The organism is Mucilaginibacter yixingensis (genome assembly GCF_041080815.1).
In the GTDB taxonomy this organism is placed as follows: Bacteria; Bacteroidota; Bacteroidia; order Sphingobacteriales; family Sphingobacteriaceae; genus Mucilaginibacter; species Mucilaginibacter yixingensis.
The window spans coordinates 906,484-922,745 of sequence record NZ_CP160205.1; the positions used below are offsets into that span (position 1 = coordinate 906,484).

Genomic DNA, 16,262 nt, shown 5'->3' on the forward strand with positions numbered 1-16,262 from the left:
GGGGGTATTAACAACTGATAACATATTTGTTTATATTTAAAAACTGTTGATGCCCCCAATGACTAACACTAACGCCGGATTTTTCAATTTTAGTTTGAAGCGCCTGCTGACTGATGAGCAATCTATGCTCGATCAGGCCCGCATCAGGTTGCTTTACTACGGTTTGATGCTGGCTTTTGTGGCGTTAAGTGCTATTGCTGTAAATATTTATTTTCAGCATCAGCCGGTGCTAACGTTTACGGCGCTGGCGTTGCTTACGGCTATCGCGTTGTTATTCAAATACCTCACCTGGCAATCGCGCTGGGATATTACTTCGCATGCGCTGCTAATTCTGGCTACCATTGTTAATCTGATAGATGTATTTGTTACCATCCAATCGGTAGATATTATTGCGGTACAGGTAATTATCCTTTGCGTACTGTTTAGTTTTTATATGCTGGGGCAGGGTTGGGGTTTGTTCTATTCGCTGGCTAACCTCATACCGGTGGTAGCTTTCATGGTGTTTGAGTTTAACAACAGTTATCTGTTGTCTTTCAAGCCGGAGAAAGTGGATCAGGGTACTATTATCATTACCATCCTGGCCAACTTCATCATGATCATCTTTATCCACAGTCACTTTTATAAAGCGTTTGTAGATAACATCCGTAAGCTGAAAGAAACCGGCGAGCAGCAAAGCAGATTAAATGCTGCTTATGAGATTTCGATCCAAAAGGCAGAGAAATCATCGCAGGCCAAATCGGAGTTCTTGTCTACCATGTCGCATGAGATCCGCACGCCGCTTAATGCTGTTATTGGCATGAGTAACCTGCTGATGATGAGTAACCCGCGTGCAGATCAGCTGGATAACCTGGAGATCCTGAAATTCTCGGCCAATAACTTGCTCTCTATAGTTAACGATGTGCTCGACTTTAACAAGATTGAATCTGGTAAGGTTGAATTTGAGAAAATACGCTTTAGCTTACTGGAACTGCTAAATAACATTTGCGGCGGTCAGATTATTAAAGCAGAAGAGAAAGGCCTGAAGTTTTACCTTGATGTAGATCCAAGCCTGCGCGATAAAGTAATTTTTGGCGACCCGACCCGCATCACCCAGATCATTTTTAACCTGGTGAGCAATGCCATTAAGTTTACACAAGATGGCAGTGTTTGGGTACGTGTTACCTCAATGGGCGACAGGCACAACATGCTTACCGTTAACTTCTGCGTAAAAGATACCGGCATTGGTATAGCCGAGGAAAACCTGGGTTCGATATTTGAACCGTTTACCCAGGAGTCTATCACCACCACCCGTCAGTATGGCGGTACCGGTTTGGGTTTGGCCATTGTTAAGCGTTTGCTGGAGCTGCAGAACATACAAATGCGCGTGGCTAGTAAACTGGGCGTTGGTTCTGAGTTCTCGTTCAATATGGAGTTTCCGGTATCGACCGAGAAGAGTGCCACCGAAATTAGAGCCGAGCTGCCTCAGCAACATGGGGGTGACCCACTTGGCGGCCTGCAGGTATTGATTGCGGAGGATAACCCGGTTAACGTGATGCTGATGAAAAAGCTGTTCAGCAAATGGGATGTGGTGCCAACATTTGCCGATAACGGCGAGCATGCTGTTCAATTGGTGCAATACGGCAACTTCAATATTATACTGATGGACCTGCAAATGCCAATCATGAACGGGTTTGACGCCGCCGCAGAGATCCGTAAAATGGCCGATCCTAAGAAGGCCAATATTCCAATCATTGCCCTTACGGCCTCGGCATTGTTTGATATCAAAGACCAGGTTTACAGCAGTGGCATGAATGATTACGTTTCAAAGCCATTTAAGCCCGATGAGCTACGCGAAAAGATCTTTGCGCTGGTTGAGCACGTATAAAGCTTACTATTATTAAACCGTTGTCATCTCGACCAACGGGAGAGATCTTTTCGGAGCGATCTGTTGGGTGTTGTCGAAAAGATCCCTCACTATCGTTCGGGATGACATTTAGGAATAGAACAAAACAAAAATAGCCGGACATTAAATCCGGCTATCTCGTTAAGAGAAGTGTCTTTCTTAATATGGAAGTGTCGGCTATGTATCGAAAGCGGTAACAATGTTTTGGATGAATTGTTGGCGCTTTTTTACATTTTAAGAAAAGCTATTTTATAGAGCCCTGCAACGTTGCTGCATTGTTAAGCTCGGTTACTAGTTTACCCATGGCCGCGTTAGCCAAATCTTTGGTGCTGCTTGGGGGTAAGTTCAGATGTGCGTCGCCATAGTCATCGGCTGTTTTCTTAATCGCGTCTGTGGCGGTGCTAAGAAATGCTTTGTCAAAGTCTGCTCCCTTTTTTTTATCCAGGTCTTTTAGTTTTTTAGCGTGGTCTGTATCTATACCGCCGGGGAGTTTAAAGCTGGCGTTAAACGCTTGTTTCAAGATGTCGGTATTAAGGGCTTTGTGGGTAGTGGCTATCTGGACGCCAAATGCTTTAACATCGGCGTTGGTGGCGTGTGTGCCGGCCATTTCGCCCAGCTCAATTACGTACATGTTAGCCTCACAGCCTTTTACCAGAAATTTTGACGCTTTATCGTCCAGTTTTTTTTTGGCGGTATCTGCTTTTAGACCATCGGCAGTGGTGTCTTTGTGGGCAATGGCCGCTTTGTTGGCGGTATCGGCCTCATAGCTGGCGTTATTGGTTTTAGAATTACTGCAGCCCATAAAAGCTGAAGCAGTGATGAATGCAGCTGCTGTGAGATAGATCTTAATTGGTGTTTTCATGTTCTTGACGTGGGAGTATGCAGATTTATTTATTGGTTGACTAATAGAAAATCTAGATCGAAAAGAGGCAAATTTATAGTCAAAATATCCACTACGTCATTGCGAGGAACGAAGCAATCTCTGCGTAGGATGTTCGGATATGCATATCTGATTAGCATTTACAGAGATTGCTTCGTTCCTCGCAATGACGTGATAATTACTGGTATGCCTGCATTTTGCCGCAAGAGCATGCGCAATTATCGTCCTTCACATTCAGCATTTTTAAAAAGTGCTGATAGTAGGCAATGCGGTCGGTCATGCTGGGCATGTTATCGCCCTGGTTGCATTCAACAGCACCGTTAATAATGTTGATGGTCATACCAAAGCCTGGTTGACGGCCTGCTACGTGGTCGGCAGCGTTGGGTTGCCATTTGCCAATCATCACATCATGGGCCGATGGTTTGCGGGTTTGCGGCGTCATCCAGAAATAAATGGCAGCTTTAAAAGCCACCACCGGGTCGTTCTGTACCAGGTCGGGGTTGTTGAGCAGTATTTTATGATCGCCAAAAATACAATCGCTGGCATAGCCGTAGTTGCCATTGTAGCTGAGCTGTAACGGTCCGCGACCGTAATATTTCTTTCCCGCAACCGGTGGGTACTCGTCGCTTTCAGCAATGTAGGGCAGGCTGGTATTCACCTCGTGGGTATACATCAGGCCGTCGTTATAAACGCCGTTTTGTCCGTGGCGGGTTTCATGCGCCATGTGGGCAAAAAAGGCGGCCAGTTCTTTCTTGTTGGTCAACACATCTTTTTCAGAACAGAAGGCCCCGTAATCAATGGTGTAGGCGCTGTCGGGTTTCTGTTTGGCCCAGTTCTCGTTCCAGTCAACGTCCTGGCGCACAATGGCGGCTTTGCCGGTGCGCTTATCGGTACGGATCAATTGGTAAACCGATGTAGCCCGTTTAGTTACTTTAACCTTGATGTTGCCCAGGTCGTCTACCGCTTTGATAAAGGCGGCGTAAGTGTAAAATTTATCGCGCAGCGGAAAAAGATCATTAAACTGTTTTTCGCTGATGAATTTGCTGAAGCTAGGCTTAGCCGGAGCAGTAGCCGCTGATGGGTTTGACGCATTGTTGCTGGTGTTACCACAGCTAATGCTGATCATTAAAATGGCCGACAGGATGATGATTGCCGGAGTTGATAATCTGTTTTTCATAAGAGGGGTGCTATCAATGTTCAAATTAAATGATATTTGAATTAATCAACGTATGGTAAAACAAAATGTGACAGGAATTGATTTAATTGCATTGCTATGAAAATTTATACCAAAACCGGCGACAAAGGCTTTACCTCGCTAATAGGCGGTACGCGTGTGCCTAAGCACCACATTCGTATTGAGAGTTATGGTACGGTAGATGAATTGAACTCGTGGGTAGGGTTGATCCGAGATCAGGAGATTGGTGAGCATCATCGCGATGTTTTGAAGCAGGTGCAGGATAGGTTGTTTACCATTGGCGCTACACTGGCAGCAGATCCGGAGCGCTCAAAAATGCAGATCCCGGATTTGCACGAAGGTGACATTTTCCTGCTGGAAAACGAGATGGACGAGATGAACAAACAATTGCCGGCATTGAAACATTTTATTTTGCCGGGTGGTAGCAATGCGGTATCTTACTGCCACGTTGCACGCTGCGTTTGCAGGCGCGCAGAGCGTATTACGGTACATTTGGCCGAAGAAAGCCCGGTAGAAGAGCAAGTGATTATTTACCTGAACCGCCTGAGCGATTACCTGTTTACGCTGGCTCGCGCTGTTGGGCATGCACAGCAGGTAAATGAAAATATTTGGCTGCCAAGGATGTAACTAAAAAATGGAAAAAATAATTTGATAATCAGATAAAAAATCTTATACTTTTGCAAACTTTTAAAATAAGGAACCTGAAATATGTATTGGACTCTAGAACTGGCTTCGCATCTTGAAGATGCACCATGGCCTGCAACAAAAGACGAATTAATAGATTACGCTATCCGTTCTGGCGCACCTGTAGAGGTTATTGAGAATTTGCAAGCTCTTGAAGACGATGGCGAGCCGTATGAAAATATTGAAGAAATATGGCCTGATTACCCTACAAAAGACGATTTCTTTTTTAACGAAGACGAATACTAAAAAGGGCACTCTGGTACGTTAAAGCCTTGTTTTGCGCGGCAGAACAAGGCTTTTGTGCTTTAAAAAAAGCTTTGGAATGAGTTTTGGTATATGGTGTACATCTATTATATCAAACTAAAACTTAAGCAAAATGAGAGGTTTATTGTACATTATAGCAGTTATCCTGGTTATTGGCTGGCTGTTTGGGTTTTTCTTTTACAACGCAGGTGGCATTATCCACATCCTGCTGGTTATAGCTATTATAGCACTGTTGCTGGGGGTTATTCGCAGAGCCTGAGTATAGTGCCATAACGCATAACAAAAGAGCCGCGGTATAGTGGCTCTTTTGTTTTTATTGCGGGCTTTAGAGTATATTGCAGCGGCATGTATCAACCGGTTTATAAAATACCAGTCTTTGTTTGGATAGCGGTGGGTTTTGCTTTTATGCTGATGTTGGCGTGTCGTCAGTCTACTAAACATCAGGCTCAGTCTGCCGTTAAAAAAGCGCCGTCGTTTAAGGTTTTTCCGTTAGATGCTGGAGATGGCAGCCCGGTTGCCGATAAGATGCTAAACCCTGTGGTAATGTATCCCTGTCCGGTTTATACACAGCCAGATTCGGCATCAAATAAGTTTACCACCCTGCCTATACTGACGTCCCTCCAAATAAAAGGGCGTGTGGAGCGGTCTTATAAAGATACCGTGAAAACGGGCAATAAGCCGGCTTACCTAAGCAATGCCAGCAGTATCTGGTATCAGGTGCTGATAAAAGGGAAACAGGGCTACATCTCAGAGAAAAACATCGCCAAGTTTACTTTTACTGATAGTGTGCGGAAGGTAACCTATCTCATCGGTATATCAACCCGGACAGATACCGGCGGTGCTGTACGTGCGGTGCTGAAGTATGATCTGCAACGCCAACAATTACTGAGCAAGGTAGACATCCCGGCAAATAACAGCGGTAATTTTAGCGTGGTCACGATTAAAAACACGACCCTGAAAAACGTAAGCTACTTACTAAGGGTGGATGAAAACATGGAGTACGGCGGCGGCGGTCAAACCAGCCAGTTAATTGCCGATGGAGGAGCGGGATTGGTTGCCTTTCCTCAAACCAATATTGGTTACGACGATGGCGATGGTCTGCGACAGAACGTACTCTACGTGCCCGCCAAAGGCGACGACGGCGTACTGCGTTTTTATATTGATGGCGATATTTATAACCATTGGCAGTGGAGCGCCTATTACGTTAAAGCGTGGAATGCGTATGGCAAGCCAGCCGATGAAATACTGATGTATACCACACAAAAGGGCCAAAGCGTATTAGATAAAAATAATCAACCTGTTATTTTAAAGAACCACCAGCCAAGTTTAAAAGTATGATCAAGACTACCACTTTTTACCACTGGGATGGAAAGGGGATAAAGGAATTGGGGGTAGAGAATTGGTGAAATGAATTAAAAAGGTGCGAATAGACTAGCTTAAAGGGTGCTTAATAATGAGGAAAACAAGTGTAAGTGTAATATTGCTGCTGATATGGATAATCATCTCTCAGTCTGTTAAAGCGCAGGTAAAAGATACCATATATGTTTATAAATATGGAGATCTGCTATTTTCATCAATGCAGAAACTTAAGTTAGGTTTCATATCCAAAAATGAAGCTCCTTCTAAATGGAGTAAAGAAAAGATCACTTATCGAACAGATGGGTATCAGGTTTATGTTACCATAACAGGGAAGCCTTCCGGTGGGAAGATTGGTGATGACACAATTTACGCCGATAATCAGCGCATTTTTACGGACGGCGATCGCGACGCAGCGATAGCTGTTTATAAAAGATATAAGTCACTGTTTGTCTTTGATGCATTCAAAGCAAAGATTTATAGAGGAAAGCTTGCCGCTCCAGATTTCGGCACCGATCTCGCTGCAAAGAATTATATTACCCGGATAAGGTACACTTGTAAGCATACGGGTGTTAATTTTGCAGGTCATTACACTATTGTGGAATGGGGTTGTGGTACAGAATGTGAAAATATTGCAATAGTAAATCGCATTAATGGAAAGATATTCTTCTCAGAAATTAATTATGGAGCCGATGAGGGGTTTTTCGGCGTTAGCTATAAGCCGGATAGTAGGATGTTGATCGGTAATTCGGCAAATCTTGAAGATTATAAAGGTTATACGCTTTGTCGTCAATACAACCGCCTTAAAATATTAGAGTGGACAGGTAAGGAATTTAAAATACGCTACTTCGATAAATGACCATCCACGAGATACTCAAACACTATTGGGGGCACGATCACTTCCGGCCGGTACAGGAAGAGGTGATTCAGAGTGTGCTGCTGGTTAATGATACCTTGGCGCTGCTGCCTACGGGTGGGGGTAAGTCGGTGTGTTTTCAGGTGCCGGCACTGGCAAAGGATGGGATTTGTATTGTGATCTCGCCGCTGATTGCGCTGATGAAAGACCAGGTAGAAAACCTGAAGGCGAAGGGCATTCAGGCCATTGCCATTGTATCGGGCATGAACAAGCGCGAGGTGGATATTGCGTTGGATAATTGTATTTATGGTCCAATTAAATTTCTCTACCTCTCGCCTGAGCGTTTACTGAGCGATCTGGTGCGCGAACGGATCAAGTATATGAACGTCAATTTGTTTGCCATTGACGAGGCGCACTGTATCTCGCAATGGGGGTATGATTTTCGTCCACCTTATCTGCATGTGGCAGATCTGCGGGTACTGCATCCAAAAGTACCGGTGTTGGCGTTAACGGCTACGGCTACCGCTGAGGTGCGCGAGGATATCCAGGAGAAGCTGCAGTTTAAGCAACCCAATGTTTTCCAGAAAAGCTTTGAACGTAAAAACCTGGCCTACGTGGTGCAACCTGAAGAGGATAAACTGCGCAAGATGCTGGATGTGGTGCGCGGTGTAAACGGCAGCGGACTGGTCTATGTACGCAGTCGCAAGGAAACCTTTGAGCTGGCACAATACCTCAATGCGCATAAAATAAAAACTGATTATTACCACGCAGGTCTCAGCGCCGATGAGCGTGCCGCCAAGCAGGAAGCCTGGAAGAGCAATCGCACACGGGTGATGGTAGCCACCAACGCCTTTGGGATGGGGATTGATAAGCCAGATGTGCGTTTCGTCATCCATAAAGATGCCCCCGAAAGTTTAGAGGCTTATTACCAGGAAGCCGGCCGTGCCGGCCGGGATGAGCAAAAGGCTTATGCGGTGTTGTTATATAATCAAGCAGATCGTCATCGGCAGGAGAAGAAATTTCTGACAGCCTTCCCGTCGATAGACGAGATCAAGCAGACCTATCATTACCTGGCCAACTATTATCAACTGGCTTACGGGGCAGGGGAGGGGTTGAGTCTTGACCTGGATATAGGCGAGTTTTGCAGTCGCTTTAAGCTGGATGCCGTGAAAACGCTGAATGCCCTGAAGTTTCTGGAACGCGATGAATATCTGGCTTTTAACGAGAGTGTTTTCCTGCCGTCGCGCTTTAGGTTTGAGGTGGCGCATGAGGAATTGTATAATTTTCAGTTGCAGAACCGCGGCTGGGATACTTTTATAAAAGCCATGCTGCGCACCTACGGTGGCGCGTTTGAGAACTATGTGCGCCTGCGCGAGTTTGACCTGGCCCGTAAAACCGGCCTGAGTGTACAACAAGTGCTGGATGGCCTGCGTCAACTCCATGATTTTGGGGTGTTGAGCTATCTGCCCCAAACAGATATGCCGCAGGTAACCTGGACGCGTCCAAGGCAGTTGCCTACGCACCTGATGATTGATCGTCAGTACATCGACAACCGCAAAATGGTGTACCGCCAAAAAATGGAAGCCGTTTTTGCGTATGCTGAAACCCGTCGATGCCGTAGCCAGATGCTGTTAGCTTATTTTGATGAGCAAGACGCGCCAAAATGCGGTGTTTGCGATGTGTGTCTGGATGAAAAGCGCGCTCAAAATGCCTCATCCATCAATGATGATATTACCGATGAACTGCTGCGTCTGCTCGGCACATCGGCCTTAAAGTTAGACGACTTGATTGGAACTACTCACACCGGTACCGATAAAGAAAAAATTGCCGTGCTACGTCAGCTGTTGGATGCCGGTAAAATTAAGACGGATGGGGAGCGGTATTATGTTTAAGGTGATGGTTTGTAGTTCATTTCTTTAATCATCTTGTCATTTCGACCAACGGGAGAACTACTCTCTTGAACGAAGTGAAAAAATCTTAGCCCCCATGCTTGTTGATCCTGCGACTAATCACGCGTCTAAGATTCTTCCTCACGCCACCCGCAACGTCCCACGTTTGTTCGTTCGGAATGACAAGCGGTGAGAGGCGTAAAAGACTCCCAAAAATCACCAGAAAAATCATCGATCCAAAGAAAATACGCAGAATTTTACCCTCCACTTTCCTCCACCGGTGGCAAATTTCTTCAAAAATTGGCCCTTTTGCCACCTTCGCCACTTTCCTCCACTTAGCCTGAAATTGCCAGTTTTAACGCCTGATTTTCACTGAATCACGGCCTGAAATCGGGGCAAAACAATGCATCGTTTTAAAATCTATACCACTTTGAAAATTAGTTCATAACTGCCTTAGTATGAGTTAAAAAAGGATGCTATTTGCACTGCCCAAAAGAGATTGAAATTGTTGAAAACTTTTTAGTGGGAGAAAGTGTAGTAAAGTAGAAAAATGTGTTTAGTTTTACCATACCAAACTGGTGTAGTGTACACATGGAGTATTTTATAGGTAATTATTTCTGTAAGATAGACACCAAGAATCGCTTGGCTATCCCTTCAGGTCTGAAGCAACAGCTTCCGGGCGATGGGAAAGATCCGCTTGTGATAAACAAGGGGCGCGGTGGCTATCTGGATATTTTTACCAAGGCTGAGTGGAAACGCCAGCTGGATACTCTGATGGAACTGAATCAGTACTCTCGAGAAAATCGTGAGTTCATTAGGAGGTACACCAACAGTGCGATAGTGGTAGAGCCGGATGGTGCAGGTAGATTGTTGATCCCTAAATTTTTGTGTGATCACGCTGGTTTGAATGCGGCAAGCGCTGCTGATGTGGTGTTGAGTTGTCAGCCAGATCGTATTGAGTTGTGGGAAGAAAAAGCACACGCTGCAAGCCTTGAAGAAGATTATGATATGGACGCGAAGATTGAGGAGTTGTTGGGTGGCCTGAAGAAAGGGGGCGCAAATGAGTAATTATCATGTACCTGTAATGCTTCAGGAGTGTATCGAAGGGTTGAATATTAAACCTAACGGTACCTATGTAGATGTCACCTTTGGTGGTGGCGGTCACTCGCGCGAGATCATGAAGCATCTGGGTGAAGATGGTAGGTTGCTGGCCTTTGATCAGGATGCGGACGCGCAGCGTAATATCATAGCAGATGAACGCTTTGAGTTTGTAGATCAGAATTTTCGCTACTTAAAAAACTTTTGCCGTTTGCATAATGCGGTACCGGTGGATGGTATACTGGCAGATCTGGGTGTATCGTCGCACCAGTTTGATGAAGCCGATCGTGGTTTCTCTATCCGTTTTGACGCGGAGCTGGATATGCGCATGAATCAGGCGTCGGAGTTGAGTGCTAAACAGGTAGTAAATACTTATGCCGAGGCAGATTTGCATCGCATTTTTGGCATATACGGCGAGATACAGAATGCCAAAACACTGGCTAAAACCATTGTAACTGCTCGCTTAAATGCGCAGCTCAATACTGTGGCCGATCTGAAGAATGCTATCCAATCGCTCATACCGCGTGGTAAAGAGAATAAATACCTGGCGCAGGTTTTCCAGGCGCTGCGGATAGAGGTAAACCAGGAACTGGAGGCGCTGAAAGATTTTTTGACCCAGGCGGCAGAAGTGCTGGCGCCGGGCGGCAGACTGGTGGTGATGTCATATCATTCGCTTGAAGACAGGCTGGTAAAAAACTTCATCGCCAAAGGCAAATTTAGCGGTGAGGTAGAAAAAGACCTTTTTGGTAACGATCAGAAACCATTGGATGCGGTTAGTCGCGGTGCGATTACGGCATCAGAAGAAGAAATAAAAGTTAATAACCGGGCGCGCAGTGCCAAACTAAGAATAGCTGTAAAGAAATGACCAATCGTTTACGTACAGAAATTCAGGAAGAAGAAGCTGAGCTGGCGGCAGAAAAAGCGGCAGAGGAGTCTGTTAAAGTTAAAGCAAAAAAAGACGTCCCTGAAAACTTTTTAACGCAGCTGTTCAGCAAAGAACTGGTAAGTACCGAAAAGGCTACCAGTGCGCTGCCGTTTGTGCTGTTTTTGGCGGCGCTGGGTATGGTGTATATCTGGAATATGCACCAGGCCGAGAATAACATCCGCGATATTGATAAACTGGGTAAAGAAGTTAAAGAGCTGAGCGCTTTATATAAATCGGCCAAGGCTGAGCTGGCTTACAAAAGTACCTTAAGCCAGGTGTCTGCCCAGGCTGATTCATTGATTGGGCTGAAAGAGCCTGTAGAACCGCCTCATAAAATTACAGTAAAGGAGGGTGAGCAATGAATATCAGGGCTAACATCTTATTGCGTGCATATCTGGCCTTTGGCCTGATTTTGCTGTTTGCTTTGGCTGTAGTGGTGCAGCTTTGCCGCGTGCAGATGGTGCAGGGCAAAAAATGGCGTGCCATGGCCGATAGCTTGTCTACCAAATATGTAAACGTAGAGGCGGCGCGCGGCAACATCCTTGCGGTTGACGGCAGCCTGCTGGCAACATCGGTGCCTGAATATGAGCTGCACATGGATATGCTGGCTGCGGCTATTGATGATAGCAAAAAAGGCGATGCTTTCTTTAATGAAAAAGTAGACTCGCTGGCGCTGTGTCTGTCAAAATTTTTCCAGGATCGGTCAGCTCGCGATTATGAGCGTATGCTGCGTTCGGCCCGTTCAGATAGCGCACGTTATGTGTTGTTGAATAAAGCCAAGGTATCGTATCGCCAACTGAAACAGATCAGGCAGTTTCCTATTATCCGTATGGGTAAATACAAAGGCGGACTGATCGTTGTAGAAAAGAACAAACGTATGCATCCGTTCCAGTCGATGGCGCTGCGTACCATCGGTTACAAAATGACCGATACCAAGGATAAAAAGCCGATCAACGTAGGGTTGGAAGGTGCTTATGCTGATTACATAGAGGGTGAGAACGGCAAGCGCCTGATGCATCGCATAGCCGGTGGCATCTGGATGCCGGTGAATGATGAAGACGAGGTTGCAGCTAAAGATGGTGCAGATATTATGTCTACCATCGATGTAAACCTGCAGGATGTGGCCCAGAAAGTTTTGAAAAAACAACTGGACAGTACCCAGGCCGATTTTGGTACCGTAGTGCTGATGGAAGTGGCTACCGGTGAGGTTCGGGCTATTGCTAATTATACCCGCACCACAAAAGGAACTTATGAGGAGCGGATGAACTATGCTATTGCGCAATCGGCAGAGCCGGGTTCTACCTTTAAATTGGCCTCATACATGTCGCTGATTGACGATCATAAAATTGATACCAGCAGCATGGTTGATGCGCAGCACGGAAGGTTCGAGGTAACCAATCCGCGTAATGGCAAAGTGGTGCTGCATATCAGGGATGCGGAAGATCCGGGATCAATGCTGAGTGCTAAGCGAGCTTTTGAAGAGTCGTCTAACGTGGCGGCTGCAAGGTTTGTTTATAACGCGTATCACGATAATCCGCAGAAGTTCATTGACAAGCTGTACAGCTATCGCTTGAACGAGAAAGATAGCTTGCAGATACCGGGCGAAGGTAAACCAAGAATAAAAACTACCCGTTCGGTTGATTGGAACAAGCTGCAATCGCTCTGGCAAATTGCTTATGGCTATGAGTCAAAGCTAACGCCGTTGCAGATGCTGACTTTCTATAACTCGGTAGCTAACAATGGTAAAATGATTGCACCGGTATTTGTGCGGGAGATTAGAAGGATGGGTAACACTGTAGAGCGTTTTCATGCGCGGGTCATCAATCCAAAAGTTTGCTCTGATGCAACGCTGGCTAAAGTGCGTGGTATGTTGGAAGGTGTGGTGTTAGAAGGTACCGGTAAACTGGTTATCAAAAATAAGCTGTACAGCGTTGCCGGTAAAACGGGTACGGCACAGATAGCAAACGGCGCCGCCGGTTATGGCGCAAAAAATGAGCACCAGGCATCGTTCTGTGGTTATTTCCCGGCAGATCATCCAAAATATTCGATGATCGTGGTAATTCATAACCCGCGCGTGGGCTCGCATTTGGCGGCTTGGGTAGCTGGTCCGGTGTTCCGTAAAATAGCAGACCGCGTGTATGCTAATGATATGGACATTAACCATAAACAACCGGAGCGTCTGGTGGGTAACACCGAAATGCCGAAGGTTAAGAACGGTAATTACGGCGCTGTTAAACAGGTGTACAACAAATTGGGCATCAAGCCACTGTATGCATCAACCAATGCGCAGGCTACTGGGGTAGATACCAGCGGCGGCCTGGTATTTGATGAGTCGAAATATAAAGCAGGCACCGTGCCGTCTGTTAGCGGTATGAGCCTGAGCGATGCGCTTTATGTGCTGGGTAACGCGGGCTACAAAGTAAGCTCGCAAGGTAGTGGGGTAGTTGTTGGCCAGTCGGTTGCGGCGGGTACAGCAGCAAAAAAAGGAACAAGGATTTCAATACAACTGCAATGAAGTATTTAAGCGATTTACTGACAGGACTGGCCTTTACCGAATTGCAGGGAAGTGCCGATGTAGAGATCAGCTGCATTGTGTTCGACTCGCGCAAGGTGGTCCCCGGCTGTTTGTTTGTTGCCGTAAAGGGCACCGCGGTAGACGGACACGATTATATAGAGCAAGCCGTAAAGCAGGGCGCTGCAGCAGTGATCTGCGAAGAGCTGCCAGGCCATACTGCCAGCGAGGCTGATTATTTGATGGTGGCCAACTCGGCCATTGCATTGGGTATTGTGGCGGCCAACTTTTACGATCGCCCCTCAGACGAACTGAAGCTAGTGGGTGTAACCGGTACCAACGGAAAAACTACGGTAGCAACGTTGCTTTATAAACTATTCCGCGAGCTGGGTTATAAAGTTGGTTTACTATCAACAGTTGAAAATCAGATCAACGGCAAAGTGATCCCGGCAACGCATACCACGCCCGATCCGGTAGCGCTCAACAGCCTGCTGAGGGATATGGTAGATCAGGGCTGCGATTATTGTTTTATGGAAGTAAGCTCGCACGCAGTTGCGCAGCACAGGATAGAAGGGTTGAAATTCTCAGGCGGTATTTTCACCAACCTGACGCATGATCACCTGGATTATCATAAAACTTTTGACGCTTATCGCGATGCCAAGAAAGCGTTCTTTGACAGTTTGCCTAAAAATGCTTTTGCGCTGACCAACGTGGATGACCGCAACGGTAACGTGATGCTGCAAAACACACGTGCACATAAAAAGACTTACGGTCTGAAAAATATGGCCGATTTCAAGGTGAAAATGCTTGAAAACGAGTTTAATGGTTTGTTGCTGAATGTTGATGGCGATGAGGTGTGGTTTAAACTGGTTGGCAGCTTCAATGCTTACAACCTGGCTGCGGTGTACGGGGCGGCATTATTGCTGGATCAGGATCGCTCAAAAGTGTTAGTAAGTTTAAGTGGCCTGACAGGTGCTGAAGGTCGGTTTGATTACGTTATTTCGCCCTCCAAAATTGTGGGCATCATAGATTACGCACATACGCCAGACGCCGTGCAAAATGTGCTGACCACCATTCATGACCTGCGTAAGGGCAATGAACAGGTAATCACCATTATAGGTTGCGGTGGCGATCGTGATAAAACCAAACGCCCCGTAATGGCATCAATGGCCTGTGAGTGGAGCGATAAAGTGATCCTGACATCAGACAACCCGCGCTCGGAAGATCCTGAACAGATCATCCGCGAGATGGAAGCCGGTGTAACCGCTGCCAACAAACGCAAAACCATCAGTATAGTGGATAGACGAGAGGCCATTAAAACTGCCTGTCACCTGGCAAAACCGGGCGATATTATTCTGCTGGCTGGCAAAGGTCACGAGAAATACCAGGAGATAAAGGGAGTGAGAAATCACTTTGATGATAAAGAAGAGTTAACTGAACAGTTTAATCTGTTAAACTAAAAAGAGGAAAACATGCTATACTACTTGTTTAACTTCTTGGACAAAAACTACAACATACCGGGGGCGGGTGTATTTCAATACATTACGTTCCGTATGGCTATGGCGGTTATTGTGTCGCTGGTTATTACTACGGTATATGGCCGCCGATTGATTGATTACCTGCGCTTTAAACAAGTAGGTGAAACCGTGCGTAACCTGGGTTTGGAAGGTCAGATGCAAAAAGCCGGTACCCCAACTATGGGCGGTCTCATCATTCTGGCGGGTATCCTGATCCCAACGCTATTGTTTGCCAAGCTGGATAACGTGTACGTGCTGCTGATGATTGTAACCACAGTTTGGTTGGGCGCCATCGGTTTCCTGGACGATTACATCAAGGTATTTAAAAAGAATAAAGAAGGACTGGCGGGTAAGTTCAAAATTATCGGTCAGGTAGGTTTGGCCATCATCGTTGGGTGGACCATGTATTTCAACAGCAACATCATCATCCGTCAGGAAGTAAAACTGCCGGTTAAATATGATCTGCCGGTGCAGTACCACATGAAGGGTAACACCCAGGTGTATACGCAGGATATCAAATCTACCAAAACCACCATGCCGTTCTACAAGAACAATGAGTTTGATTACGGCAAAGTGATCAAGTTTATCCCCGGTTACGAGCATTATACGCTGCTGGTATTTATGGTTGTGGTGATCTTCATCATCACGTTCATCTCCAACGGTGCTAATATAACCGACGGGATTGACGGCCTGGCGACGGGTACTTCGGCCATTATTGGTTTGGTGCTGGCCATCCTGGCCTACGTATCGGGTAACACGGTAATTGCCGACTACCTGAACATTATGTACATCCCCAACTCGGGCGAGCTGGTAATTTTTGCCGGCGCATTTGTGGGGGCTTGCGTTGGTTTCTTGTGGTACAACCAGTACCCGGCGCAGGTATTTATGGGCGATACCGGCAGTCTGGCTATCGGCGGTATCATTGCGGTGTTTGCCATTATGATTCGTAAAGAGTTGATGTTGCCGTTGCTGTGTGGCGTGTTTGTGGTAGAAAACCTGTCGGTAATTATGCAGGTATCATGGTTTAAATACACCAAAAAGAAATTTGGCGAAGGCCGACGCATCTTCCTGATGGCGCCGCTGCATCACCATTATCAAAAGAAAGGCTTCCATGAAGCCAAAATTGTAACCAGGTTCTGGATCATCTGCATTATGCTGGCCATTATAACGATGATCACTTTGAAATTGAGATAATAAGCCCACC

General features: G+C 46.2%; 15 protein-coding genes. 13 read left to right on the forward strand and 2 right to left on the reverse strand.

From position 1 onward, the window contains the following. Window positions 1–58: 58 nt before the first annotated feature. The gene (locus tag ABZR88_RS03815) at window positions 59–1,864 is read left to right on the forward strand and encodes an ATP-binding protein (protein ID WP_170113644.1); all 1,806 of its coding nucleotides are present in this window, start codon (window positions 59–61) and stop codon (window positions 1,862–1,864) included. 262 nt (window positions 1,865–2,126) lie between these two features. Here ABZR88_RS03815 and ABZR88_RS03820 read toward each other — a convergent pair whose 3' ends face one another. Continuing rightward, a complete protein-coding gene (locus ABZR88_RS03820; protein ID WP_107829847.1) occupies window positions 2,127–2,744 on the reverse strand; it encodes a DUF4142 domain-containing protein in 618 nt (205 codons plus the stop codon). A gap of 196 nt (window positions 2,745–2,940) precedes the next feature. Next, window positions 2,941–3,939 carry a chitinase gene (locus tag ABZR88_RS03825; protein ID WP_107829849.1) on the reverse strand — a complete coding sequence of 333 codons (999 nt, stop codon included), beginning with the start codon at window positions 3,937–3,939 and terminating at the stop codon, window positions 2,941–2,943. Between the two features lie 96 nt (window positions 3,940–4,035). On the opposite strand from ABZR88_RS03825, the gene ABZR88_RS03830 reads away from it, so the two are divergent. From ABZR88_RS03830 to mraY, 12 genes are all read left to right on the forward strand, one after another. After that, the gene (locus ABZR88_RS03830; protein WP_107829851.1) at window positions 4,036–4,584 is read left to right on the forward strand and encodes a cob(I)yrinic acid a,c-diamide adenosyltransferase; all 549 of its coding nucleotides are present in this window, start codon (window positions 4,036–4,038) and stop codon (window positions 4,582–4,584) included. Between the two features lie 81 nt (window positions 4,585–4,665). Beyond that, window positions 4,666–4,887, forward strand: coding sequence for a DUF2795 domain-containing protein (locus ABZR88_RS03835; protein ID WP_002996718.1), 222 nt, complete (start codon window positions 4,666–4,668; stop codon window positions 4,885–4,887). 130 nt (window positions 4,888–5,017) lie between these two features. Beyond that, the gene (locus ABZR88_RS03840; RefSeq protein WP_107829853.1) at window positions 5,018–5,164 is read left to right on the forward strand and encodes a lmo0937 family membrane protein; all 147 of its coding nucleotides are present in this window, start codon (window positions 5,018–5,020) and stop codon (window positions 5,162–5,164) included. Between the two features lie 86 nt (window positions 5,165–5,250). Next, window positions 5,251–6,243: a hypothetical protein gene (locus ABZR88_RS03845; protein WP_107829855.1), complete on the forward strand. Its 993-nt coding sequence runs from the start codon at window positions 5,251–5,253 to the stop codon at window positions 6,241–6,243. A 115-nt stretch (window positions 6,244–6,358) separates the two neighbouring features. Continuing rightward, entirely contained in the window at window positions 6,359–7,120 is a 762-nt protein-coding gene (locus tag ABZR88_RS03850; RefSeq protein ID WP_107829857.1) for a hypothetical protein, read from the forward strand. Then, on the forward strand, window positions 7,117–9,009 hold the full coding sequence (locus tag ABZR88_RS03855) for an ATP-dependent DNA helicase RecQ (protein ID WP_107829859.1): 1,893 nt from the start codon (window positions 7,117–7,119) through the stop codon (window positions 9,007–9,009). Before ABZR88_RS03850 ends, ABZR88_RS03855 begins: the two co-directional genes overlap by 4 nt. A 588-nt stretch (window positions 9,010–9,597) precedes the next feature. Then, entirely contained in the window at window positions 9,598–10,074 is a 477-nt protein-coding gene (locus ABZR88_RS03860; RefSeq protein ID WP_107829863.1) for a division/cell wall cluster transcriptional repressor MraZ, read from the forward strand. Next, window positions 10,067–10,969 carry a 16S rRNA (cytosine(1402)-N(4))-methyltransferase RsmH gene (gene rsmH / locus ABZR88_RS03865; protein WP_107829865.1) on the forward strand — a complete coding sequence of 301 codons (903 nt, stop codon included), beginning with the start codon at window positions 10,067–10,069 and terminating at the stop codon, window positions 10,967–10,969. Before ABZR88_RS03860 ends, rsmH begins: the two co-directional genes overlap by 8 nt. Beyond that, entirely contained in the window at window positions 10,966–11,391 is a 426-nt protein-coding gene (locus ABZR88_RS03870; RefSeq protein ID WP_107829867.1) for an FtsL-like putative cell division protein, read from the forward strand. Before rsmH ends, ABZR88_RS03870 begins: the two co-directional genes overlap by 4 nt. Beyond that, on the forward strand, window positions 11,388–13,544 hold the full coding sequence (locus ABZR88_RS03875) for a penicillin-binding protein (RefSeq protein WP_107829869.1): 2,157 nt from the start codon (window positions 11,388–11,390) through the stop codon (window positions 13,542–13,544). The genes ABZR88_RS03870 and ABZR88_RS03875 overlap by 4 nt, the downstream gene beginning before the upstream one ends. Then, on the forward strand, window positions 13,541–15,001 hold the full coding sequence (locus ABZR88_RS03880; RefSeq protein WP_107829871.1) for a UDP-N-acetylmuramoyl-L-alanyl-D-glutamate--2,6-diaminopimelate ligase: 1,461 nt from the start codon (window positions 13,541–13,543) through the stop codon (window positions 14,999–15,001). Before ABZR88_RS03875 ends, ABZR88_RS03880 begins: the two co-directional genes overlap by 4 nt. A gap of 12 nt (window positions 15,002–15,013) precedes the next feature. Beyond that, a complete protein-coding gene (mraY, locus tag ABZR88_RS03885; protein WP_107829873.1) occupies window positions 15,014–16,252 on the forward strand; it encodes a phospho-N-acetylmuramoyl-pentapeptide-transferase in 1,239 nt (412 codons plus the stop codon). Window positions 16,253–16,262 lie beyond the last annotated feature (10 nt).